20 protein-coding genes and 5 pseudogenes are annotated in these 22085 nt (G+C 74.3%); 10 read left to right on the forward strand and 15 right to left on the reverse strand.

What is annotated here, in order from left to right; all coding sequences use genetic code 11:
• Window positions 1-103: 103 nt before the first annotated feature.
• The 5 genes and pseudogenes from malQ to U6N30_RS12820 form a co-directional block, all read right to left on the reverse strand.
• A complete protein-coding gene (malQ, locus tag U6N30_RS12795; protein ID WP_324278276.1) occupies window positions 104-1933 on the reverse strand; it encodes a 4-alpha-glucanotransferase in 1830 nt (609 codons plus the stop codon).
• 37 nt (window positions 1934-1970) lie between these two features.
• Window positions 1971-2887 (reverse strand): annotated as a pseudogene (locus U6N30_RS12805) (ATP-dependent helicase C-terminal domain-containing protein).
• Window positions 2888-3202: 315 nt separating this feature from the next.
• The gene (locus U6N30_RS12810; RefSeq protein WP_324277575.1) at window positions 3203-3577 is read right to left on the reverse strand and encodes a hypothetical protein; all 375 of its coding nucleotides are present in this window, start codon (window positions 3575-3577) and stop codon (window positions 3203-3205) included.
• 2 nt (window positions 3578-3579) lie between these two features.
• Window positions 3580-3873 (reverse strand): hypothetical protein, encoded by a 294-nt coding sequence (locus U6N30_RS12815; protein ID WP_324277576.1) that lies wholly within the window; start codon window positions 3871-3873, stop codon window positions 3580-3582.
• Window positions 3874-4007: 134 nt separating this feature from the next.
• Window positions 4008-4625: pseudogene (locus U6N30_RS12820) on the reverse strand (DEAD/DEAH box helicase); the annotation flags it as partial.
• Here U6N30_RS12820 and U6N30_RS12825 point away from each other — a divergent pair.
• From U6N30_RS12825 to U6N30_RS12850, 6 genes and pseudogenes are all read left to right on the forward strand, one after another.
• Window positions 4525-5157 (forward strand): LysE family translocator, encoded by a 633-nt coding sequence (locus U6N30_RS12825; protein WP_324277577.1) that lies wholly within the window; start codon window positions 4525-4527, stop codon window positions 5155-5157. The pseudogene U6N30_RS12820 and the gene U6N30_RS12825 overlap by 101 nt on opposite strands.
• Window positions 5158-5347: 190 nt before the next feature.
• Entirely contained in the window at window positions 5348-6334 is a 987-nt protein-coding gene (locus U6N30_RS12830) for a TIGR03885 family FMN-dependent LLM class oxidoreductase (RefSeq protein WP_324277578.1), read from the forward strand.
• Between the two features lie 68 nt (window positions 6335-6402).
• Window positions 6403-7631, forward strand: a pseudogene (locus U6N30_RS12835) (alpha-amylase family glycosyl hydrolase).
• Window positions 7598-7999 carry a hypothetical protein gene (locus tag U6N30_RS12840; RefSeq protein ID WP_324277579.1) on the forward strand — a complete coding sequence of 134 codons (402 nt, stop codon included), beginning with the start codon at window positions 7598-7600 and terminating at the stop codon, window positions 7997-7999. Before U6N30_RS12835 ends, U6N30_RS12840 begins: the two are co-directional and overlap by 34 nt.
• Before the next feature lie 502 nt (window positions 8000-8501).
• Window positions 8502-8867 (forward strand): GmrSD restriction endonuclease domain-containing protein, encoded by a 366-nt coding sequence (locus U6N30_RS12845; RefSeq protein ID WP_324277580.1) that lies wholly within the window; start codon window positions 8502-8504, stop codon window positions 8865-8867.
• A gap of 279 nt (window positions 8868-9146) precedes the next feature.
• Complete coding sequence (locus U6N30_RS12850) at window positions 9147-9539, forward strand: hypothetical protein (RefSeq protein WP_324277581.1); 393 nt, start codon at window positions 9147-9149, stop codon at window positions 9537-9539.
• Window positions 9540-9553: 14 nt separating this feature from the next.
• Here the strand turns inward: U6N30_RS12850 and U6N30_RS33825 are convergent.
• The 3 genes and pseudogenes from U6N30_RS33825 to U6N30_RS12870 all read right to left on the reverse strand — a co-directional run bounded on the left by U6N30_RS33825 (window position 9554) and on the right by U6N30_RS12870 (window position 11089).
• Window positions 9554-10197: pseudogene (locus tag U6N30_RS33825) on the reverse strand (sulfite exporter TauE/SafE family protein).
• Window positions 10194-10319, reverse strand: a complete 126-nt coding sequence (locus U6N30_RS12865; RefSeq protein ID WP_324277582.1) for a hypothetical protein — start codon at window positions 10317-10319, stop codon at window positions 10194-10196. The pseudogene U6N30_RS33825 and the gene U6N30_RS12865 overlap by 4 nt, the downstream one beginning before the upstream one ends.
• A complete protein-coding gene (locus tag U6N30_RS12870; protein WP_324277583.1) occupies window positions 10316-11089 on the reverse strand; it encodes a sulfite exporter TauE/SafE family protein in 774 nt (257 codons plus the stop codon). Before U6N30_RS12870 ends, U6N30_RS12865 begins: the two co-directional genes overlap by 4 nt.
• 109 nt (window positions 11090-11198) lie before the next feature.
• Here U6N30_RS12870 and U6N30_RS12875 point away from each other — a divergent pair, with 109 nt between their 5' ends.
• A complete protein-coding gene (locus U6N30_RS12875; RefSeq protein ID WP_324278279.1) occupies window positions 11199-12248 on the forward strand; it encodes an arginase family protein in 1050 nt (349 codons plus the stop codon).
• Between the two features lie 615 nt (window positions 12249-12863).
• On the opposite strand, the gene U6N30_RS12880 is transcribed toward U6N30_RS12875, so the two are convergent.
• Window positions 12864-15521 (reverse strand): DEAD/DEAH box helicase, encoded by a 2658-nt coding sequence (locus U6N30_RS12880; protein ID WP_324277584.1) that lies wholly within the window; start codon window positions 15519-15521, stop codon window positions 12864-12866.
• Window positions 15522-15532: 11 nt separating this feature from the next.
• Between U6N30_RS12880 and U6N30_RS12885 the strand changes: the two genes are divergently transcribed.
• A complete protein-coding gene (locus U6N30_RS12885) occupies window positions 15533-16390 on the forward strand; it encodes an SDR family oxidoreductase (protein ID WP_324277585.1) in 858 nt (285 codons plus the stop codon).
• 182 nt (window positions 16391-16572) lie between these two features.
• Here the strand turns inward: U6N30_RS12885 and U6N30_RS12890 are convergent, their stop codons facing one another.
• The 4 genes from U6N30_RS12890 to mmuM form a co-directional block, all read right to left on the reverse strand.
• On the reverse strand, window positions 16573-17367 hold the full coding sequence (locus U6N30_RS12890) for a metallophosphoesterase (RefSeq protein ID WP_324277586.1): 795 nt from the start codon (window positions 17365-17367) through the stop codon (window positions 16573-16575).
• The gene (locus tag U6N30_RS12895) at window positions 17364-18272 is read right to left on the reverse strand and encodes a phosphatase PAP2 family protein (protein ID WP_324277587.1); all 909 of its coding nucleotides are present in this window, start codon (window positions 18270-18272) and stop codon (window positions 17364-17366) included. The genes U6N30_RS12890 and U6N30_RS12895 overlap by 4 nt, the downstream gene beginning before the upstream one ends.
• Window positions 18251-18592, reverse strand: coding sequence for a phosphatase PAP2 family protein (locus U6N30_RS12900; RefSeq protein WP_324277588.1), 342 nt, complete (start codon window positions 18590-18592; stop codon window positions 18251-18253). The genes U6N30_RS12895 and U6N30_RS12900 overlap by 22 nt, the downstream gene beginning before the upstream one ends.
• A 321-nt stretch (window positions 18593-18913) precedes the next feature.
• Window positions 18914-19867, reverse strand: coding sequence for a homocysteine S-methyltransferase (gene mmuM / locus U6N30_RS12905; protein ID WP_324277589.1), 954 nt, complete (start codon window positions 19865-19867; stop codon window positions 18914-18916).
• A gap of 197 nt (window positions 19868-20064) precedes the next feature.
• Here mmuM and yidD point away from each other — a divergent pair.
• Window positions 20065-20232, forward strand: a pseudogene (gene yidD / locus U6N30_RS12910) (membrane protein insertion efficiency factor YidD); the annotation flags it as partial.
• A 32-nt stretch (window positions 20233-20264) separates the two neighbouring features.
• On the opposite strand, the gene U6N30_RS12915 reads toward yidD, so the two are convergent.
• Window positions 20265-20669, reverse strand: coding sequence for a hypothetical protein (locus tag U6N30_RS12915; RefSeq protein WP_324278682.1), 405 nt, complete (start codon window positions 20667-20669; stop codon window positions 20265-20267).
• Here U6N30_RS12915 and U6N30_RS12920 point away from each other — a divergent pair.
• Entirely contained in the window at window positions 20553-20852 is a 300-nt protein-coding gene (locus U6N30_RS12920) for a hypothetical protein (RefSeq protein WP_324278280.1), read from the forward strand. The genes U6N30_RS12915 and U6N30_RS12920 overlap by 117 nt on opposite strands.
• Here U6N30_RS12920 and U6N30_RS12925 read toward each other — a convergent pair whose 3' ends face one another.
• Window positions 20853-22067, reverse strand: coding sequence for an RNA polymerase sigma factor (locus tag U6N30_RS12925; protein WP_324277590.1), 1215 nt, complete (start codon window positions 22065-22067; stop codon window positions 20853-20855). It abuts the gene before it with no gap.
• Window positions 22068-22085 lie beyond the last annotated feature (18 nt).

Consider the following 22085-nt stretch of genomic DNA (forward strand, 5'->3'; position numbering starts at 1 on the left):
GGCCGACCCTCCGGTCGGCCGGCACGACCCAGCACGACGGCCGGAGGCCGGCTCCCGTTCGGGGAGCCGGCCTCGGGTCGTGTCGCGCCCTTCGGTCGAGCACTCAGTCCGCTGTGCCGACCCCGTCGGCGAGCGTCTTCGCGACCTGCTGCAGCAGCGGGTGGGCGGCCAGGTCGTCCACGAGGACGGGCAGGGGCAGCGACCAGTTCGGCCGGTCCGTCGTCCCCGGCATGTTCGGCCTGCGGAGCTCGCCCAGTGCGTCGTCGAGGGTGGCCGAGAGCAGCGTGGACGGTGCCCCGGCCAGCCGCTCGTGGGCGTGCGTCACCGCGTCCTCGATGCTGGCACCCTCCTCGAGCCCGGGCAGGTGCGCGAGCAGCGACGTCCGCCCGCGCTCGAGCTCCTCCTCCGTCCCGGTGCCGTGCTCGCGCTGCTCCTCGACGTCCTCGCCCGTCCAGAGACCGGCCACCGTCGGCAGGTCGTGCGTGGTGATCGCCGCCATCGCCTCCGCCGGCCACCGCGCCGGGTCGTCGTCCTCGAACCAGAGCAGCCGGTAGGAGAGGACGCCGTGCTCGGCCATGGCCTCGCGGACGCCGTCCTCGACCGTGCCGAGGTCCTCGCCGACGACGAGCGCCTGGGCGCGGTGACTCTCCAGCGCGACGATGTCCAGCAGGTCCTCGGCCGGATAGCGCACGTAGGCGCCGTCGGCGGCGCTTCCGTCGGACGGGACCCACCACAGCCGGAACAGCCCCATGACGTGATCGATCCGGAGGCCACCGGCGCCGGCCATCGTGGCCCGGATCGACTGGATGAACGGCTCGTAGTCGGCGTCCCGCATCCGCCACGGGATCAGCGGCGGGGAGCCCCAGTCCTGCCCCTGGCTGTTGAAGGCGTCCGGCGGCGCGCCGACGCTCACGCCCTCGGCCAGCGCCTCCTGCCACGCCCAGGCGTCGGCGCCGCCGCCGGCGAAGCCGATGGGCAAGTCCTGGATGACGGTCATGTCGCCGGAGGCGGCGGTGAGCTGCAGGTCCAGGGCCCACTGCAGCCACGCGTGGAAGGCGACGACGGCGCCGTGCCGCTCGACGTAGGCGGTCAGCTCCGGGCTCTGCGGCCGGCGCAGCTCGGCGGGCCAGGTGTGCCAGTCGCCCCCGTGCTCCTCGACGATCGCCGCCCACGTCGCCCAGTCGTGCAGCGGCTGCCCCTGCTCCTCGCGCCACCGGGCGAAGGCCTCGCCGCCGCCGTGGGCGAAGAAGATCCGCATCAGGACCTCCCGCTTGCGGGCCCAGATGGCGTCCCGGTCGATCAGCGACCCGTCGGACAGCGCACGGCCGGCCTCGTCCTCCAGGTCGACGCCGTCGGCGCCGGGCACCTCGGCCACCCGCAGGTACAGCGGATTGCGGAAGCGCCGGGTGGCCGGCAGGTAGGGGCTGGCCTCCTGCCCCTCGGTGGGGGCGACGGCGTGCAGCGGGTTGATGAGCACGAAGCCGGCGCCCTGGTCGGCAGCCATCCGACGAATCGCGCGCAGGTCGGCGAGGTCACCGATGCCCCAGCTGCCACGGCTGCGGGCCGCGTAGAGCTGGACGGCCCAGCCCCACGCGCGCCCTGCGGGAGCCAGCACCGGCCGGGGAGACGATGAGCCGGCGACGGCGCCCCTCGGGGAGGAGAGCCAGTGGTAGCCGAGCGGGAAGTCGGCGGGCAGCTCGCCGTCGACGTGCCGGACCTCGCCGTCCTCGCAGACGACGTCGGCCTGGTCGATCTCGAGCGCGTCCCCGGGGCGGGCCACGATGGGTGCCCGGTCCTCCAGGTCGGCCGGCGGCTGCCCGATCACCTCGCGCAGCCGGTCGATCGTGGCCTGGGCGACCTCGTGCTCCTCGTCCAGCGCGTCCAGCCAGCTGGCGTCGATTCCCCACTCGTCGGTGGTCGGTGTCGGTGTCACCGGGTGATCCTCGCCGGGGCGGGAGAACCGTGCAGCCTCAGGTGCGGGGGCGCGACCGTGACGTCGCTCGCTTCGTCGCCGGCGCCGTCGCCGGGTCCTCCGGCCAGGGGTGCCGGGGATAGCGCCCGCGCAGCTCGCTGCGGACGGCGGCGTAACCGGTGACCCAGAAGCCGGCGAGGTCGACCGTGGTCGCCACCACGCGCTGCGCGGGGAGAGCAGCTGGAGCCGCAGCGGGCGGCCGGCGACCCGAGGTGCCTGCGCCCAGCCGAAGACCTCCTGCACGCGGACCGACAGCGTCGGCACGGTGGGATCGGTGTAGTCCACTCCGATGCGCGAGCCGGTGGGCACCGTCACGTGCTCGGGCACGACGGCATCGAAGTCGCCGGCCACCTGCCACGGCACCAGCGCCCGCAGCGCGGCGACGACGTCCAGACGGGCGAGGTCGGCACGGCTGCGGGCGCCGGACACGTCGACGGCGGCGAGAAGGGCGTCGTCGTCGACGGCTGGCCACGGCTCCCCGAGCCCGGCGTGCGCCGCAGCCAGGCGGGCCCGCAGGCGGCGGGCGGCCGGCGTCCAGCCCAGCAGCCCCAGCCCCTCCAGGCACAGCCCCTCGGCGACCGCCGCGGCCGCCGCGTCGGGGCACGGGTTCCGCAGTGGCCGCTCGGTCAGCACGATCGCGCCCAGCCGCTCCACCCGGGCGCTGCGCACGTCGCCGTCGCGCCAGGCCACCTCGTCGCGGTCGGCGTGCAGCGGGCCGCCGGCCTCCAGGGCGGTGGCCTCGTCGATCGCGACGGCCGACCGGACGCGGGCGTCCCGCCGCCCGGGCGACCGGTCGGCGGCGGCGATCGCCAGCCACCGCGCACCAGCGAGCGACGTCCCGGGCGTGAGCTCGGCGCCGGTGCCGGCGGCCATGAGATAGGTGCCGGTACCCCCGGCCGCCGTCGGGCGAGCCATCCGGGGTGGGCCAGGCCCACCACCAGACCGGCCGCGGTGTCGTCCGCCAGAGTGGGGTCGGGCAGGGTGTGGTCGGGCAGCGTCCGCTCGAGCCGGGTGACCTCCTCCCGCCAGCGGGCCGTGGCGCCGCGGTCAGCACCCGAGCGCAGGTCTCGCCAGGCGGCGACGAGGTCGTCGCCGCGGAGGGGAGGTCGGCGGACAGGAGGGCGACCACCTCCGCCGCTCGGCGGCGGCCCACCTGCGGGGCGCCGTCGAGCAGCGCACGGGCCAGCCGCGGGTGCACGCCGACCGCGGTCAGCGCGCGTCCCCGGCGGGTCACCCGGCCGTCGTCGTCCACCGCGCCGAGGGTCCGGAGCGTCTGCCCGGCGACGAGCAGTGCGGCCGCCGGGGAGCGTCGGGCAGCGCCAGCCCCGCACCGCCCGGCGCTCCCCAGCAGGCCAGCTCGAGAGCGAAGGCGGTGAGGTCGGCCGTGGCTACCTCCGGCTCCCCGTGCGCGGGCAGCCGGTCGTGCTCGGCGGCGGTCCAGCAGCGGTAGACCGCCCCCGGTCCCTCGCGGCCGGCCCGGCCGGCGCGCTGCGTCCCGGCCGCCCGGGACGCCCGCACGGTGACCAGCGAGCTCAGGCCGCGCGAGAGGTCGGCCCGTGGCACGCGTGCGAGCCCCGCGTCGACGACGACGCGCACGCCGGGCACCGTCAGGCTGCTCTCCGCCAGCGCAGTGGCGAGGACGACCCGGCGCCGCGGCCCTGCTGCAGCGCGGCATCCTGGGCCGTGGCGGGGAGCCGGCCGTGCAACGGCAGCACGTCGGCGGCAACGCTGCGCAGCAGCCCGGCCACCGTGCCGATCTCCCCGGCGCCCGGCAGGAAGACCAGGACGTCGCCGGTCCGTTCCGCCAGGACCCGGCGGACGGTCGCGGCGACGTGCGCGAGCAGCCGCGGGTCGACCCGGAGGCCGTGCGAGGGTCGACCGGGGCCGGCGGCGGCGCCCAAACGACGTCGACCTCGTGCAGCGCCCCGGTCGCCTCGACGACGGATACCGGCTCCTCGTCGCCGAGCAGTCGGGCCAGCTGCTCCGCCTGTGCCGTCGCCGACATGGCGAGCAATCGGAGGTCCGGCCGCAGCGTGCCGCGCACGTCGAGGCAGAAGGCGAGCGCCAGGTCGGTGTCCAGGTGCCGCTCGTGGCACTCGTCGACGACCACGGCGTCCACGCCGGCCAGCTCGGGATCGGCCTGCAGCCGGCGGACCAGCAGCCCGGTCGTGACCACCTCGACGCGGGTGGCAGCGCTGCGCCGGCTGTCACCGCGGACGCTGTACCCGACCCGGCCACCGACCGCCTCGCCCAGCAGCGCCGCCATCCGGCGGGCGGCGGCCCGGGCGGCGACGCGCCGCGGCTCGGCCACGACGATGCGGCCGGGGAGCGTGCCGGCCAGCGCCAACGGGACGAGCGTCGTCTTCCCGGTGCCCGGCGGTGCCAGGAGCACGGCCGAGCCGCCGGACCGGAGCGCGGCGGCCAGCGCGGGCAGCGCGGAGCGCACCGGCAGGTCGGTCCCCGGTGTCCCGGCAGGTGGCAGCACGGCACCAGTCTGGCGTGCGGCCGGATCGACGAGCGCCGCGCTCTGCCCCGGGCCCCATGATGGGGGCGTGACACTGCGATCGGCCGTCGTCGCCTTCGTCGTCGTCGCCGGGGCGCTCACCGTGACGCCGGGGCTGGACACCGCCCTGGTGCTCCGGGCAGCGCTCACCCGCGGTCGACGGGAAGCGGCCGCCACTGCGGCCGGCATCGTGACCGGGTTGTTCGTCTGGGGCGCCGCCGCGGCGGTCGGCGTCTCGGCGCTGCTGTCGGCCTCCCAGGTCGCCTACGACGTGCTCCGCTGGGCTGGGGCGGCCTACCTGGTGTGGTTCGGCGCCCGCCTGCTCACCCATGCGCTGCGCGCCCGGCCCGCTGGGGGCCGGCCGGACGGCACGGGCGGCGGCTCGGCGTGGCGCGCGGCCCGCGTCGGACTGACGACCAACCTGCTGAACCCGAAGGTGGGCGTGTTCTACGCCGCGCTCCTGCCGCAGTTCCTGCCGGCCGACAGGGATCACCTGCTGGTGGGCCTCCTGCTCGCCGGTGTCCACGCGGCGCTGTCCGTGGCGTGGTTCGCCCTGCTGATCGTCCTGGCGTCGGCCCTCAGCCGGTGGCTCCGGCGCCCCGGGACCGTCCGGGCGATCGACGCCGTCACCGGGACGACCTTGGTCGGCTTCGGGGTGCGCCTGGCTCTCTCCGGTCGCTGAGCGAGGGCCGCCACGGGCGGAGCCGCCGGCAGCTGTCGGCGGCTCTCCCGCGACGGCGGTGGTGGACACCTCGACATCGCCACGTCACCGGCTCGGGGCGCCGTCCCGGGGCGCCGTCCCGGGGCGTGAGGAGGAGCGGCCGGGCCGCGGTCGCCTGGCACCGGCGCCACCGCGCCGGTAGGCATGACGCATGCCGGTCCTGGGATTCCACAACTCGCACGAGCAGGTCCACCCCGCGGCGCTGCTCGAGGCGGTCCAGCACGCCGAGCAGGTGGGCTTCACCGCGGCGATGAGCTCCGACCACTTCTCGCCGTGGAGCGCGCGGCAGGGCCAGTCCGGGTTCGGCTGGTCGTTCCTCGGCGCCGCGATGGCGACGACGTCGCTGCCGTTCGGCGCGGTGAACGCGCCGGGTCAGCGGTACCACCCGGCGATCGTCGCCCAGGCGATCGCGACCCTCGGCGCGATGTTCCCCGGCCGCTTCTGGGTGGCCCTGGGCAGCGGTGAGGCGTCGAACGAGCACATCACCGGGCAGGGGTGGCCGCGCAAGGAGCTGCGCGACGCCCGGCTGCGCGAGTGCGTGGACGTGATCCGGGCCATGCTGGCCGGTGAGGAGGTCAGCCACGACGGCCTGGTCACGGTCGACCGGGCTCGGATCTGGACGCTGCCCGACGTTCCTCCCGCGCTCGTCTGCCCGGCGGTCAGCGTGGCGACGGCTCGTGCGGGCGCGGAGTGGGCCGACGGCCTGGTCACCGTCAAGCAGCCGCACGACAAGCTCCGCGAGATGCTCGCCGCCTACCGGGACGCCGGCGGGCGCGGGAAGCTCGCCGTCCAGGTGCACCTCTCCTGGGACCCGGATCACGACCGGGCCGTCGACATCGCCTACGACCAGTGGCGCAGCAACGTCTTCCCGCCGCCGGTCTGCTGGGACCTCGACCACGTGACGGCGTTCGACGCTGCCAGCGAGCGCGTCACGCGCGAGGACGTCGCGGAGGTGGTGAACGTCTCCGCGGATCTCGGGCAGCACACCGCCTGGCTGGCCGAGTACGCCGATCTGGGCTTCGACGAGATCTACCTGCACCACGTCGGCGTCGAGCAGCGCGCGTTTCTCGACGCGTTCGGCGAGCACGTGTTGCCGCAGCTCTCGGTCACCGCGCCCGAGCCGGCGGTGGCGACGTGAGGATCACCGACACCAGCGACCTGTGGTGGAAGAACGCCGTCGTCTACTGCCTCGACGTCGAGACCTACATGGACTGGAACGGAGACGGCATCGGCGATTTCGAGGGCCTCGCCCAGCGGATCGACCACCTCGCCGACCTCGGCGTCACGTGCCTGTGGCTGATGCCCTTCTACCCGACCGCCGAGCGCGACGACGGCTACGACATCACCGACTTCTACGGCGTCGACCCGCGGCTGGGCAACCACGGTGACGTCGTCGAGGTGATCCGCACGGCCAAGGACCGCGGCATGCGGGTGATCGCCGACCTCGTCGTCAACCACACGTCCCGCAAGCACCCGTGGTTCCGGTCGGCGGAGTCGTCGAAGGACTCGCCGTTCCGGGACTTCTACGTCTGGCGCTCCGACCCGCCGCCGGACACCTCCGGCCAGGTCGTCTTCCCCGACCAGGAGGACAGCATCTGGACGCTGTCGGAGAAGACGGGGAGTGGTACCTGCACAAGTTCTACAAGGAGCAGCCCGACCTGAACGTGACCAATCCACGGGTGCGTGACGAGGTCGCCAAGATCATGGGGTTCTGGCTGCAGCTGGGCCTGGACGGGTTCCGGGTCGACGCCGTGCCCTTCTTCCTGGAGACCGCCGGTGCCGACGACGGGGCCCTTCCCGAACCGCACGACTACCTGCGGTCGCTGCGCGCGCTGGTTTCCCGGAGGTCCGGCGCCGGCGTGCTGCTGGGCGAGGTGAATCTGCCCTTCGAGCAGCAGCTGGAGTTCTTCGGCGGCGGCGACGGCGACGAGCTGACCATGCAGTTCGACTTCAACGGCATGCAGGCCCTCTACCTCGCCCTGGCCCGCGCCGACGCCGGACCGCTGGCCACTGCGCTCGAGGGTCGGCCGACCCTGCACCCGGACTCGCAGTGGGCCACGTTCGTGCGCAACCACGACGAGCTCACGCTGGACAAGCTCAGCGACGACGAGCGGGCCGAGGTCTTCGCTGCGTTCGGCCCCGAGGAGCGCATGCAGGTCTACGGGCGCGGGTTGCGCCGGCGGCTGCCACCGATGCTGGACGGCGACCCCCGGCGGGTCCGGATGGTGTACAGCCTGCTGTTCTCGCTCCCGGGCACCCCGGTGCTCTTCTACGGCGAGGAGATCGGCATGGGGAGGACCTCGACGCCGAGGGCCGGCTCGCCGTCCGGACGCCGATGCAGTGGACCTCGGGTCGCAACGGCGGGTTCTCCGCCGCCGAACCCCGGAAGCTGCCCGGCCCGGTGGTCGACGGCGGGTTCGCCCCCGACTACGTGAACGTCGCCGACCAGCGCAACGACCCCGACTCGCTGCTGTCGTTCATGAAGCTGCTGATCCGCCGCTACCGGGAGTCGCCGGAGCTCGGCTGGGGCGACTTCCGGGTGCTGGAGCACCCGTGCCCGGAGGTGCTGGCCCACCTGTGCACCTGGGACGACGGCGCGCTGGTGGCCCTGCACAACCTCTCGCCCGAACCGCGGACCGTGCCGCTCCGGCTGGCGGACTGCGACTCCTCGCACCGCCTGGTCGACCTCCTCGAGCCCGGGAGCACGTCGCTCGCCGACGACGGGACGGCGGAGATCCTGCTCGGTGGCTACGGGTACCGCTGGCTCCGGGTCGTGGCCCAGGACAGCCGCCGCCTGGTGTGAGTGACCCGGGCCCCCAGTGCTCGCTCCGCCGGCACCGGGCCCCTGCGGCGGGGCCGCTCCCACACCCTCACCGGGCTCGCGGCGGGCTCGCGCAGAACGGCCGACGACACTCGCCGCGACCTCCCGGGTGCCGGACCGTTCCGCTCGTAGCGTCCTGGGGTGCCCCGCTCCGCCGTGCTCGTCCTGCTCGCCGTCCTGCTGTCGCTGACCGGTTGCGAGGTCGAGTGGCAGCTCGAGTCCGGCCCGCCCGAACCCGCGGCGTCCGTCGGCCAGGGGACGTTCCCGCGGGAACGCTCGACCCGGTCGCGGCCTCGGCGGCACTGGCGGCGCTCGCAGTCGCGGAGAAGACGTCGCTCGAGGGCTACGAGCGGGGATGCGGTGAGGGCGAGGGCTGCGTCTTCGGGCCGGCGTGGTCCGACGTCGACCGCAACGGCTGCGACCAGCGCAACGACGTCCTGCACCGCGACCTCGCCGAGACCGAGGTCCGGGAGGGCACCCAGGGATGCGTGGTGATCGCGGGGGTGCTGGACGACCCGTACACCGGCGGATCGGTGCGCTTCGAGAAGGCCACCGCGGCCGAGGTGCCCGTCGACCACGTCGTCCCCTGGCGGCCGCGTGGGTGCAGGGTGCGGCCGCCTGGAGCGACGAGCAGCGGGAGGTCTTCGCCAACGACCCGTCGAACCTCCTGGCGACGACACGGTCGGAGAACTCCTCGAAGGCCGACTCGACGGCCGAGGAGTGGGTGCCGTCGGACCCGTCGTACGGCTGCTCCTACGCCACCGTCGTCGTCACCGTGAAGACGACGTACGCACTGTCGGTGAGCCCGGCGGAGTCCGAGGCGCTGAGATCGCTGCTCGCGACCTGCTAGACCCGAGGCCACCCGGCGCGGCATCACGCTGCGTGAGTGCGCCGCCGGGGCGGCGTCCCGTGCGCACGGGACTCGGGCGCCTAGCGTGGCGGACGAGGTGATCAGTCATGAGTGAGAAGAACGGAAGCACGTCCGTCGGCACGGGTACCGCGGAGATCCCGATCGTCCGCCCGGCCGCTACCGCGCCCGGGGAGTCGGCGTCCCCGCCGCCGGAAGCCGAACGCGTCGCCCCCGGCGTCGGCGGGCCAACCGCCCACCGAGAACGATCTCGTCCCCGGCATGCAGCCGACGGCGCCGGTGTCCGTCCGGCCCCGGCCGCGCATGCCGCGGCGAGGGCCGCTCACGGTGATGGGGCCCTGGGCCCCGGTCGCCGGCGGGCTGCTGGGTCTGCTGCTCGGCGCGATCGCGGTGCTGGTCCTCGCCGGGACGGCCGAGAGCTTCGAGGAGCGGATGGCCCTGGTCTTCCTGGTGCTGGGGCTGGGCATGCTCGGCAGCGCGGGCATCCTGCTGGCCGACGAGGTGCGGATGATGCGCCAGCGTTCCCGCGACGCCGCCGTCCGGCCGCAGTGGGTGGAGGCCACGGCCGGGCTGCTCAACGGACTGACCCCGGCCCGGCTGCTGCTGGCGCTCAGCGGCTTCGTGCTGTTCCTGGCGGCCTACGTCAGCCGGTGACGGCGGGGCTCGGGTCAGCCGTAGGCCTCGACCGCGAGGTACACGGCGAGCCCGAGCCCGGCCAGGGCGATGCCCCGGCGCAGCGCCGTCTGCGGGGCGCGCCGCACGATCCTCGGGCCGAGCAGGGAGCCGAGGAACAGCCCGATCGCGAGCGGCAGCGCGGCCGACCAGACGATCGAGGCGAACAGGACGAATCCGATCGCGGCCACCGTGTTGGCCACACCCAGGACGACGTTGCGCATCGCGTTGCTGCGGGGAGCCCCTCGCCGGTGGTGAGCAGGAACGTGGCGAGCATCAGCACGCCGGCCGCGGCGCCGAAGTAGCCGCCGTAGATGGAGATCGCGAAGACGGCGACCGGCAGCCACCACTGGTCCCGCCGGCCGGCGTGCGCGAGCGCGCCCTCGATCGCCAGTTCCCGCGGCGACCGCTGCACGAGGATGGCGATCGAGGCCCCGCCGATCAGCCACGGGACGATGAGCTCGAAACCGCCCTCGGGGGTGAGCAGCAGGAGCAGCGCACCGGCCGCCCCGCCGATCAGCCCGGCGACCATCAGCGGCAGCAGCCGTCTGCCCTGCCCCGTCAGTTCCGGCCGGGACGCGCTCACCGAGCCGACGCCGACGACGACCAGGGCCGCGGTGTTGGTGACGTTGGCCGTCACCGGGGGAGCCCCGCGGCGAGCAGCGCGGGGTAGCTGATCAACGAGGCGAGGCCGGCGATGCTGCCGGTCAGACCCGCCCCGACGCCGGCGAGCACGAGGAAGACGAACTCCCAGACGCTCACCCGGTCACCAGCACCGCGATCGCGACGACGCCGAGGACGACGATCGCCGCCCGCAGGACCGCCGAGGGAAGACGACGGCCGTACCGGGAGCTGACCGCTCCGCCCACCAGCGAGCCCACCGCCAGCAGCCCGGCGGCCGTCCAGTCGATCCGGTCGGTGGCGACGACGACGTACGCACCGGCGGCGACGGTGTTCACGGTGAGGGTGAGGACGTTCTTGAGCGCGTTCAGCCGCTGCAGGGACTCGCGCAGCAGGAGCCCGAAGATGCCGATCTGCAGCACGCCCTGGCTGGCGGCGAAGTAGCCGCCGTACGTGCCGGTGGCATAGGCGCCGGCGAAGAGGGCGGCCAGCCGGCCACCGGTCACCGGCACGGACACGTCGCCGCCCCGGGCAGGGAGCTTGCGCTGGACCAGCGGCTGGAGCGCGACCAGCAGGACCGCGATGCCGATGAGCACCGGCACGACCGCCTCGAACGTGGCGGCCGGCAGGTGCAGGAGGAGGAACGCCCCGGTGAGGGCGCCGAGGATCGAGGCGGGCAGCAGGCGCAGGAGGAGCCGCCGCTGGCCGCGCAGCTCCCGGCGGTAGCCGATGGAGCCGCTGAGGTTGCCCGCGATCAGGCCGAGGGAGTTGCTGATGGTCGCCGGCACGGGCGGGAGGCCGACGGCGAGCAGGACCGGGAAGCTCACCAGGGTGCCCGAGCCGACGACGGCGTTGATGCCGCCGGCGGCGAACCCGGCTGCGGCCACCGCGAGCATCTCCCACCCCGTCATGCGCCCATCGCATGGAGCGTGACACACGTCGGTGGCACGGGTGGCCGCGTGATGGTGTGATCGCGCCCATGCCCGGGCTGCCCTCGACCCAGCGCCGGTCCGGCTGCTGCTGGCCCCGGTCGACTCGGGCCAGGTAGGCGCCCGCATGGGCAACGGCCCGACCGCGCTGGCCGGTGCCGGAGCGGCGGAGCGGCTACGCCGTCGCGGGCACGTCGTCACCGAGCAGGTGGTCCTGCCGTCGTCCTCGTGGCGGGCGGAGCTCGCCACCGGTTTCGAGCTCAACCGGCTCGTCTCCGCCGCGGTCTCCGATGCCACGGGCGCCGGTGAGGTGCCGGTGCTGCTGGCGGGCAACTGCAACACGACGCTCGGCGTCCTGGCCGGGCTGTCGGGCGCCGGGCCGCGGCTCGGGCTGCTGTGGCTCGACGCCCACGGGGACTTCAACACCCCGGACGAGGACACCTCGGGCTTCCTCGACGGGCAGGGCCTCGCGATCGTGGTCGGCCGCTGCTGGCGCGCCCTCGCCGGCAGCGTGCCCGGCTTCTCGCCGCTGCCCGAACGCGACGTCGTCCTGGTCGGTGCCCGGGACCTGAGCCAGGCGCAGGTGGGCGTCCTGGAGCGGTCGGCGCTGACCTGGTTGCGACCCGATCGGGCGCGGCGGCCGCAGGAGGTCGGCATCGCACTCGACCGCCTGGCCGCTCGGGTGGACGCCGTGCACTTCCACGTCGACCTCGACGTGCACGACCCTCGATCGCGCCGGCCAACGGCTATGCGGCACCCGACGGGCTGTCGGCCGCCGACGTCGTGCAGATCCTGCTGTCGGCAGCCGAGCGCTTGCCGGTCGTGTCGGCGACGCTGGCCTCCTACGATCCCGCCCACGACGTCGAGGACCGGATGCGGGAGACGGCACTCGCCCTCCTGGACGCCGTCGCCGGCAGCGCCACGCCGCTGCGGACCGTGGTCAACGGGGTCGAGCGTGACCAGCGGGGCGGTGAGCATCGCCTTCAGCGCGCCGAGCAGGCCGAGGACGGGAACGGCGGCGGCGCACCACAGCCCGGGACCGAACCGGTCGGCCTGCCAGCCGGCGTCCGCTGCCAGGAGGACCACCGCGGCGGCGGCCGCCAGGGTGACGGCCAGGGCGAGCACACCCAGGAGCCGGTGAGCGCGCGCGGGCACGAGCAGGAGGAACCCGAGGAGCACCAGGAGTCCGCCGCTCAGCACCACGACGAGCGGCGGCCAGACCTCGCTGCGTGCGGTCTCGGCGATGCCGGCGCCCAGGGTCTCGCCCCCGCGCTGGACCAGGGACAGGCCGCTCGGGCCCTCGCCGGGCGCCCAGGACAGCGACAGGCTGATGTTCGCGGCGACGCCGGCGAGGACGAGCGCGCAGGCGCCGAGCGGGTCGGCCCGCCTGAGGACGGTCAGCCCGGACCGCGGGGCCTCGAGGTCTGGCGCACCGGCGGGCGGGCCGGTCGCGGCGTCGTCGTACTCGGCGGGCAACCCGAGAAGGGTCGGCTCGTCGTCGTAGGCCGGCCGGCCGGCGGGGGCCCGGCTGCGGCCGCCCCAGAGTCCGCCGGCCCGGGATCGGGCGGCCCTCGCGCGTGTCGTGCCGCGGCCCGAGCCGTGGGACTGCAGGCGTTGCGTCATCGGGTCCTCCGACGGTGCGGCGCGGGGAGACGGCCACTGGCACGAGCGTAGGGCCGGCTCGACCGTCGCGGCGTCCGACGCGGCACAGCACCGTCCGGATCCCCGGCGCGCCGCCGGCGACGCGCCCGGAGCCCTACATGCGGCCGGCGTCGACCACGCGGAGAACGGCCGTGCCCTCCTCGTCGGAGGCCTCCAGGTCGACCTCGACGTCGAGGCCCCAGTCGTGGTCGCCCGCCGGGTCGTCGAGGATCTGCCGGACCTTCCAGAGTCCCGGCGCCGCCTTGTCGATGATCAGCAGCGCCGGGCCGCGGGCGTCGGCGCCGGTCTGCACCTCGTCGTGCTCGGCGAAGTACGCCCGCACGACCTGCTCCCACCGCTCGGCGTCCCAGCCCGAGCCGCTGTCGAGCTCGCCCAGGTCGTACCAGCGGCGCCGCGCGAACAGCTCCACCCGGCGGAAGAGGGCGTTGCGGACCATGGCCGTGAACGCCCGCACGTTGCCGGTGAGCGGGCGCGGCCGGGCGGGCACCGACACCGGCGCGTCCAGCGGCTGGTCGGGTGAGGTGAGCTGCTCCCACTCGTCGAGCAGGGAGGAGTCGACCTGGCGGACCAGCTCGCCCAGCCACTCGACGAGATCGGTGACCTCCTCGGTGCGGGCGGCGGCGGGCACGCCCGAGCGCAGCGCCTTGAACGCGTCGGACAGGTAGCGCAGCACCGCGCCCTCCGACCGGGTCAACCCGTAGGTGTTCACGAACTCCCGGAAGGTGAAGGCGCGCTCCCACATCTCCCGAACGACGGACTTCGGCGACAGCAGGCCGTCCGCGGCCCACGGGTTGGACTGCCGGTAGATCTCGAAGGCGTGCCCCAGCAGCTCCTCGAGCGGCTTCGGGTAGCTGACCTCCTCCAGCAGCTCCATCCGCTCGTCGTACTCGATGCCCTCGGCCTTCATCTGCGCCACGGCCTCGCCCTTGGCCTTGTTGAGCTGGGCGGCGAGGATCTGCCGCGGGTCGTCGAGGGTCGCCTCGATGACGCTCACGACGTCGAGCGCGTACGTCTCGGACTCGGGGTCGAGCAGGTCGATCGCGGCGAGCGCGAACGTCGACAGCGGCTGGTTGAGGGCGAAGTCCTCCGGCAGGTCCAAGGTCAGGTCGTGGCGCCGACCGTCGCGCTCGGGCTCCGGCAGCCGCTCCAGGACGCCGGCCTGCAGCAGCGATCGCGCGATGCCGATCGCCTCGCGGATGTGCTGCAGCTGCTTCGGACGCGGCTCGTGGTTGTCGGTCAGCAGCCGGCGCATCGCGGCGAACGGGTCACCGGGCCGGTCGACGACGTCGAGGATCATCGACGTCGACACCCGCATGTTGCTGGTCAGCTTCTCGGGCTCGCCCTCGACGAGCCGGTTCATCGTCGACTCGCTCCACGGCACCATGCCGTCGGGCACCTTCTTGCGCACGAGCTTGCGGCGCTTCTTCGGGTCGTCGGCGACCTTCGCGAACTGCTTGAGGTTCTCCACCTCGTGCTCCGGCGCCTGCACCACGACCGTCCCGGCGGTGTCGTAGCCGGCCCGGCCGGCCCGCCCGGCGATCTGGTGGAACTCGCGGACCTGCAGCAGCCGGGTGCGGGTGCCGTCGTACTTGCTCAGCGCGGAGAAGACGACGGTGCGGATCGGCACGTTGATGCCCACGCCGAGGGTGTCGGTGCCGCAGATGACCTTGAGCAGCCCGGCCTGGGCCAGCTGCTCCACCAGCCGTCGGTACTTGGGCAGCATCCCGGCGTGGTGGACGCCGATGCCGTGCCGCACCAGCCTGCTGAGGGTGGTGCCGAAGGCGGAGGAGAACCGGAAGCCGCCGATCAGGTCGGCGATCGCGGCCTTCTCCTCCTTGGTCGACACGTTGACGCTCACGAGCGCCTGCGCCCGCTCCAGCGCCGAGGCCTGGGTGAAGTGGACGACGTAGACCGGCGCCTGCTTCGTGTCCAGCAGGTCCTGGATCGTCTCGTGCATCGGCGTCGTCGCGTAGTAGTGGTGCAGCGGCACCGGCCGCTCGGCGTTGGCGACCAGCGCGGTGGGCCGGCCCGTGCGGCGGGTGAGGTCCTCGCGCAGCGAGGTGACGTCGCCGAGGGTGGCGCTCATCAGCAGGAACTGCGCCTTGGGCAGCTCCAGCAGCGGCACCTGCCAGGCCCAGCCGCGGTCGGGGTCGCCGTAGAAGTGGAACTCGTCCATGACCACGAGCCCGATGTCGGCGTCCGCGCCTTCTCGAAGGGCGATGTTCGCCAGCACCTCGGCCGTGCAGGCGATGATCGGTGCTCCGGCGTTGACGCTGGCGTCGCCGGTCAGCATGCCGACGTTGGCCGCCCCGAAGACGCCGCACAGCGCGAAGAACTTCTCGCTGACCAGCGCCTTGATGGGGGCGGTGTAGTAGCTGCGCCGCCCGGCGGCCAGCGCCGCGTACTGCGCCCCGGTGGCCACCAGCGACTTGCCGGAGCCCGTCGGCGTCGCCAGGACGACGTTCGCGCCACTGACCAGCTCGATCAGCGCCTCCTCCTGCGCCGGGTACAGCGTCGTCCCGCTGCGCTCGGCCCATGCGGCGAACGAGGCGAACAGCTCGTCGGCGTCGTCCCCTTCGCGCGGAGGGCGGAGAGGTCGGCGGCGTCGTCGAGCAGCGGCGGGGCAGTGGCGGTCATCGTGGGGAACAGCCTGCCTGACGGCGGTTCTCTTCCCGGGCAGGCGGTCGGGTTCCGCCGCCGACGGCGCGGGTAGGGCGGCGGCGACGTCGAACAGTGGCGCCGAGCCGAGCACCAGGAGGACCCGTGTCAGAGCCCCGCCCCGAATCCCAGCCCGCCCAGCAGCAGACCCCGCCCGGCAGCCTCGGGGAGATGGACCCGAAGCCCGATCACGGGGAGGAGAGCTACCGCGGCTCCGGGAAGCTGACCGGCAAGGCCGCGGTGATCACCGGCGGTGACAGCGGCATCGGTCGCGCCGTGGCGATCGCCTTCGCCCGCGAGGGCGCCGACGTCCTGATCTCCTACCTGGACGAGCACGACGACGCGAAGGACACCGCGAAGTACGTCGAGGAGGCCGGCCGGCGCTGCGTGCTCGTGCCCGGCGACATCTCCGACCGGGGGCACGCCAAGACGATCGTGCCGAAGGCGATCGAGGAGTTCGGGAAGATCGACATCCTGGTCAACAACGCGGCGTTCCAGATGAGCCACGACTCGCTGGATGAGATCAGCGACGAGGAGTGGGACCACACGCTCGCGACGAACCTGTCGGCGATGTTCACCCTCTGCAAGGACGCCATCCCGCACATGCAGCCGGGTGCCTCGATCGTCAACTCCTCGTCGGTCAACTCCGACAACCCGAGCCCGCAGCTCATCGCCTACGCCATGACGAAGGCCGCGATCGCGAACTTCACCGCCAGCCTGGCGCAGCTGTACGGCGAGAAGGGCATCCGGGCCAACAGCGTCGCGCCGGGGCCGATCTGGACGCCGCTGATCCCGTCGACGATGCCGGAGGAGAAGGTGGAGAGCTTCGGCGGCAACACCCCGCTGGGGCGGGCCGGGCAGCCTGCCGAGCTCGCGCCGGTCTACGTGCTGCTGGCCAGCGACGAGGCGTCCTACGTGTCCGGCGCCCGCGTGGCGGTCACCGGAGGCCGCCCCATCCTCTAGCCACCACATGATGATCAGGTCTCCTGGTCATCAGGGGTCCTACCGCACGGTCGACCGCGAGGTAGGACCCAGAACGATCAGGTCACCTGATCATCGACGCGGCGGCGGGACGAGGTCGAAGTAGGCGATCTGCGGCGGCGCGTTGATGCGCACGGGGACCACGCTGAAGCCGACCCCGCACGTCACGAACAGCCGGTTGCCCTCCGCGCCGTAGTCCTCCGGCCCCCATCCGTCCGCGACGACCTTCTCCTCATCGGTGAGCCCCACGTAGGACCAGTGCGGGGACCCGGGCAGCGCCACCTGGCCGCAGTGCGTGTGACCGGCGACGGCGAGGGGGCGCTGCCCGGCGGGAGCTCGGGGAACGCCGTCGGGTTGTGCATGAGCACCACGCGCGGGGCGTCCGGCGGCACGTCGGCGAGCGCGGCATCGGGGTCGGCGAGGTCGGGGACGGTGGGGCCGAGCCCGACGACGTAGAGCTCGCGGTCCCCGTCCCCACCGGGGACCGGGATCGGGACCGACTCGTTGAGCAGGACAGGGATGCCCTGGGACTCCAGCGCGGTGGTCAGTTCTCGCTGGGCCCCCACCGCGTAGTCGTGGTTGCCGAGGACGGCGACGGTGGGGATCTCCGCCTCGATCAGCGGATCGAGCAGCTCGAGGACGTTGTCGACCTGGGTGTCGATGTCCGGATCGGTGCTGTAGACGAAGTCCCCGCCCAGGAGGACCACGTCCGGGCGCCGGTCCACCGCCCGCTCCACGGCCTTCTCCACCATGCCGGTGTTGGCCCACCACATGCCGATCTGCATGTCCGACAACACCGCGACCTCGAGCTCCACCGCGCCCGCCCGCAGCCCGGGCAGGGCGACCTCGGAGCGCTCCTCCTCGAGGAGCAGGCGTGGCTCCACGAGCACGCCGTAGACGGCGAGCAGGGCGAGGAGCGCGCCGAGGGCGACGGCTGCGCGGCCCAGCCAGCGCCTCATCGGGCAGCCCCGGCGTCCGCCCGCCGGGCCGCGTCGGCGGCCGCCGGGACGAGGACGAAGCGGGCGCAGACCAGCACCCACGCCCCGCCCAGGACCAAGCCGGCGACCACGTCGGTCGGATAGTGCGCGGCGACGTAAAGCCGCGAGAGCCCGATGGCCGGCGCCAGCACGACCGGCAGGGCGAGCACGGCCCAGCGCCAGGGAGAGCGGCTCGAGACCAGCACGAGGGCGGCCACCGCGCCGTACAGGGCCGCCGCGGCCGCGGAGTGACCCGACGGCCAGCTCGCCCCGCTGGGCAATTCGGAGACCAGATCGGCGACGTCGGGGCGCAGCCGCCCCACGATCTGCGCGACGACGAAGTACAGCAGCACCTCGCCGACGAGCGTGACGACGACGAACAGAGCGGGCCGGCGGCGTCCCGTGACGGCCAGCGCCAGGACGGCGGCGCTGAGCCCCACCGCGATCACCGCCCTGGTACCGCCCAGCGTGCTCACGGCCGTGGCCAGGTCGGACCGGAAGGCCGTGCGCTCCTCGACGAGGGACGCGACGATGTCGCGGTCCAGCCGGCCGAGCCACGTGTCGGTGAGGACGGCGGTGACCAGCAGCCCCAGCACGCCGAGGGCCGCGACGACGACCGCAGCCGCTCCGGCGAGACGGCCTGCCGTCGCCGGCAGGCTCCGGTGCGGCTCGGCCCGCACGACCAGCTGCGGCGCCTCGTCCGGGTCCAGGTCGAGCGGGTCCAGCGGCTCGTCCGCGTACCGGCCGCGGCTGTGCTGCCACGCGCGGAAGGTTCCGGCAGTCACCGCCAGCCAGCCGAGACCCAGGGCCCAGCCGGCGAGCACGTCGGAGACGAAGTGGACGCCGAGAGCGAGCCTGGTGAAGCTCACCGCCAGGACGACGAGCACCGCGCCCCCACCAACCACGGGCGGGTACGGCGGCCGACAGCCGGGAGCGCGAGGAGGACCAGCGTCCCCCAGAGCACCACCGACGTCATCGCGTGACCGCTCGGGAAGCTCGCGTTGGACGGCGTCTGGACCACCGCCACGTCCACCACCGGACGCGCTCGGTCGACGACGGCCTTGGTCACGGGGCCGAGCACGGCCAGGCCGGAGCCGGTGACGGCCACGAAGGCGGCGAGCCGCCAGTGGCGGCGGATGGCGAGGAAGGCGGCCATCAGGGCGAAGGCCAGGACGGCGAACTCCGTGCCGCCCAGATCCGTGACCACCCGGAGGGTGTCGACCAGCGCGGTGGAGTCGCTGACGACGTCGTTCAGTCTCGCCGCGACGTCGCCGTCGAGCCCCGCCAGGGGGACCAGCGCTGCTGCACGAGGAGCCACAGGAGCAGGAAGGGGACGGCGCCGAGCACCAGGGCTGCCAGGCCCACGGCCGATCGGGTACCGAACCGTCCGACACCGGGCGCCCCTCGCCGGCGCGCGGACGCGTGGTCGTGCGGGAGGGAGCAGTCATCTCCCGGAGTACTACCCGGCACCTTCTGCGGTACGGACCGCCGCGGGTTGCATTTCCGTGACAGGCCGGGGCCGAGCCGGTCAGCTCCGGGACAGGAGCTCCACCTCCGAGGCCACCGCGCGGATGTGGGCCGGTCGCACCCGGCAGCAGCCGCCGATCAGCCGGCCGCCGGCCGACACCCACCCGGGGACGTCGTCCGGGAGGATGCCGGGGCTGCCGGCCCAGCGTCGGGCCGCGGCGTCCCAGGTCTCGCCGCTGTTCGGGTAGACGACGACGGGCCGCGAGGCGAGGGCAGCTGCGGCGAGGGACGGGGCGACGGCGCTGGGCGCGGTGCAGTTGACGCCCACCGCGACGACGGCGTCGACGTCGGCGGCCATGGCGAGGACGTCGGCCGCGCGCTCACCGCGCCGGGTGCGTGCGAGGCCGGCGTCGTCGACCACCGTGGTGAGGGAGAGCCAGATCGGCACACCCAGCGCCTCGGCCTCCGTGAGCAGCGCCTCTGCCTCCGCGGCGGCGGGCACGGTCTCGCAGGCCAGGACGTCGGCCCCCGCTTCGGCGAGCAACTCCATCCGCGGCCGGTGGAAGGCGCGCAGCTCCGCGATCCCCACCTCGGCGACGTACGCCCCGGTGTACTCCGAGCCGTCGGCCAGCATCGCGCCGTAGGGCCCGACCGAGCCGGCGACCCAGCCAGGGCCCTGCCCCTCGCGGGCCAGCGCCACCGACGAGGCGATCAGCCTTCGGGCCTCGCCCGCGTCGACGCCCGTGGCGGCGAAGCCCCCGACCGTGGCCTGGTAGCTGGCGGTCGTGGCCACCTGGGCGCCGGCCGCGGCGAAGGCGGCGTGCGCCGCGACGATCGCGGCCGGGTCGTCCCGCAGCAGCCGGGCGGACCAGAGGGCGGAGGAGACGTCGTGCCCCCGGGCCTCGAGCTCGGTGGAGAGACCCCGTCGAGGACGACCGGGCCCGTGGTCAGCGCGTCGGCGAGGGAAGGCATGGCTCCGATCATCCCGCGGTACCTGGCTGTCCATGGTGTTCATCCGGAGCAGTGGCCGGGGTTCACGGCGGAGGCGGCTGCCTGCGCGACCTGCTGGTCCTCAACACCGGCTGCTGCCTCGCCCATGCGATCGGCTGCGGCACTGACGCGGTGCTGCTGGCGCCGACGACGCTGCGGGAGCTGGGGCGCACCGGGACCGGGGAGCGGGGAACACCGATCGCGGATCGGCTGGTCGCTGCCGTGCGCGTGTACCAGCGGCGGGTCAGCCCGCAGCGGCCGCCGTGCTGCCGGTTCACCCCGACCTGCTCCGCCTACGCGGTCGAGGCGCTCGAGCGGCACGGCGCCCGGCCTGGATCCTGCCTGACGGTCCGCCGGCTGCTGCGCTGCCGTCCAGGGGCGACCGGTGGCGCGGACCCGGTTCCCGGAGGGAGTGACCCGGATCAGCGAGCGGCGGCGACATCGGTGCCGGGTGCCGGCGCCCGCGTGACGGCGAACTCGAGGAGGAGCGGGACGACGCCGAAGACGGCAGCACCGCGTGGTCCCGGTATCCGGTCGTGCGCGCCGCGTCGGCTCGGCGACACTGTGCACGTGCCCGGTATCGACGACGCTTCCGGTGACCTCCCGGTCACCGCGACGGTCGTCGTCCCCGCCGCCGCGTTGAGCTGGCGGTTCTCCCGGTCCTCGGGCCCTGGGGGCAGGGCGTCAACACCGCCGACTCGCGGGTCGAGCTGTCCGTCGCACCGCTGGACCTGCCGGGCCTCAGCGATCCGCAGCGCGCCCGGCTGGCTGCGCGGCTGGGTGCCCGCCTGGTCGACGGCGTCCTCACCATCGCCGCCAGCGAGCACCGCCAGCAACTGCGCAACCGGCAGGCGGCACGGGAGCGGCTCGCGGCCGTGCTCCGGGCCGCACTCGCGCCCCCGGCGCCCGGCCGGCGGCGGACCAAGCCCACCCGCGGTTCCCAGGAGCGCCGGATCGAGGCGAAGAAGCAGCGCGGGCAGCTGAAGAAGCAGCGCCGCTCCTGGGACTAGTCACAGCGACTCCAGTCGGCGGGTCAGGAAGTTCCGCTCCGGCTCGTTCCCCACCCGCTCGATCGCAGCACGGTAGGCCCGCGCCGCCTCGGCCGGCCGACCCAGACGACGGAGCAGATCGGCCCGCACGGCGTGGAAGACGTCGAGGCGGTCGAGGTCCAGGGCCTCCACGACGGGCAGGGCGGCTTCGGGTCCGGCGACCTCGGCCAGGGCGACCGCCCGGTTGAGCGCCACGACCGGGCTCGGTGCCACGACCATCAACTGGTCGTAGAGCGCCAGGATCTGGCCCCAGTCCGTGGCCCGGGCGGACGTCGCATCGCTGTGGACGGCGTTGATGGCGGCCTGGATCTGGTAGGGGCCGGGCCGGTTGCGGCGCAGGCACGCCCGCACCAGGTCCTGGCCTTCTGCGACCAGCATCCGGTCCCAGAGCGTGCGGTCCTGGTCGGCCAGGAGCACCAGGTCGCCGTCCGCGGTGGTCCGCGCCGGCCGCCGAGCCTCGGTGAGCAGCATGAGCGCCAGCAATCCGAGGACCTCCGGTTCGTCGGGCATCAGCTCGGCGAGGAGACGGCCCAGCCGGACGGCCTCCGCGCACAGGTCGTCGCGCACCAGCCGGTTGCCCGACGACGCCGTGTGCCCCTCGGTGAAGACCAGGTAGACGACGGCGAGCACGGGACGCAGGCGGTCGGGCAGCTCCGCTCCGCTCGGCACCCGGTAGGGGATGCGCGCGTCGCGGATCTTGCCCTTCGCCCGCACCAGGCGCTGAGCCATCGTCGGCTCGGGGACGAGGAAGGCGGCGGCGACGTCCGCGGTGGTGAGGCCGCCCAGCAGGCGCAGGGTCAGGGCGACCTGCGCGGCCGTCGACAGGGCGGGGTGGCAGCAGGTGAAGACCATCCGGAGCCGGTCGTCGTGCACGGGTGCCTCCTCGGCCGCCGGTGCGTCGTCATGGAGCAGTGCCGCCTGGCGGTACCGGTCGACGCGGGTGCTCTCCCGGCGCATGCGGTCGATCGCCCGGTTCCGGGCGGTCGTGATGATCCAGCCCGCAGGGCTGGGCGGGATCCCGTCGGCGGGCCACCGCTGCACCGCGGTCAGGAAGGCATCCTGGACCGCCTCCTCGGCGGCGTCGATGTCGCCGAGGAGGCGGGTGAGGACCGCGACCGCCTTGCCGTAGTGCTCCCGGAAGGTGCGTGCAACGTCAGCGGTGGGATCGGGACCCATGCGATCAGACAGGTCGTG

This window comes from Blastococcus brunescens (genome assembly GCF_035320885.1).
Classification (GTDB): domain Bacteria; phylum Actinomycetota; class Actinomycetes; order Mycobacteriales; family Geodermatophilaceae; genus Blastococcus_B; species Blastococcus_B brunescens.

What these genes read in the sequence shown, in the direction of transcription:
- U6N30_RS12830 (WP_324277578.1), top strand. Translation starts at nt 5,348, where the DNA reads ATGCCGGTCCTGGGATTCCACAACTCGCACGAGCAGGTCCACCCCGCG.
- U6N30_RS12845 (WP_324277580.1), top strand. Translation starts at nt 8,502, where the DNA reads ATGCGTGGTGATCGCGGGGGTGCTGGACGACCCGTACACCGGCGGATC.
- U6N30_RS12850 (WP_324277581.1), top strand. Translation starts at nt 9,147, where the DNA reads ATGCAGCCGACGGCGCCGGTGTCCGTCCGGCCCCGGCCGCGCATGCCG.
- U6N30_RS12870 (WP_324277583.1), bottom strand. Translation starts at nt 11,089, where the DNA reads ATGACGGGGTGGGAGATGCTCGCGGTGGCCGCAGCCGGGTTCGCCGCC.
- U6N30_RS12890 (WP_324277586.1), bottom strand. Translation starts at nt 17,367, where the DNA reads ATGAGGCGCTGGCTGGGCCGCGCAGCCGTCGCCCTCGGCGCGCTCCTC.
- mmuM (WP_324277589.1), bottom strand. Translation starts at nt 19,867, where the DNA reads ATGAACACCATGGACAGCCAGGTACCGCGGGATGATCGGAGCCATGCC.
- U6N30_RS12925 (WP_324277590.1), bottom strand. Translation starts at nt 22,067, where the DNA reads ATGGGTCCCGATCCCACCGCTGACGTTGCACGCACCTTCCGGGAGCAC.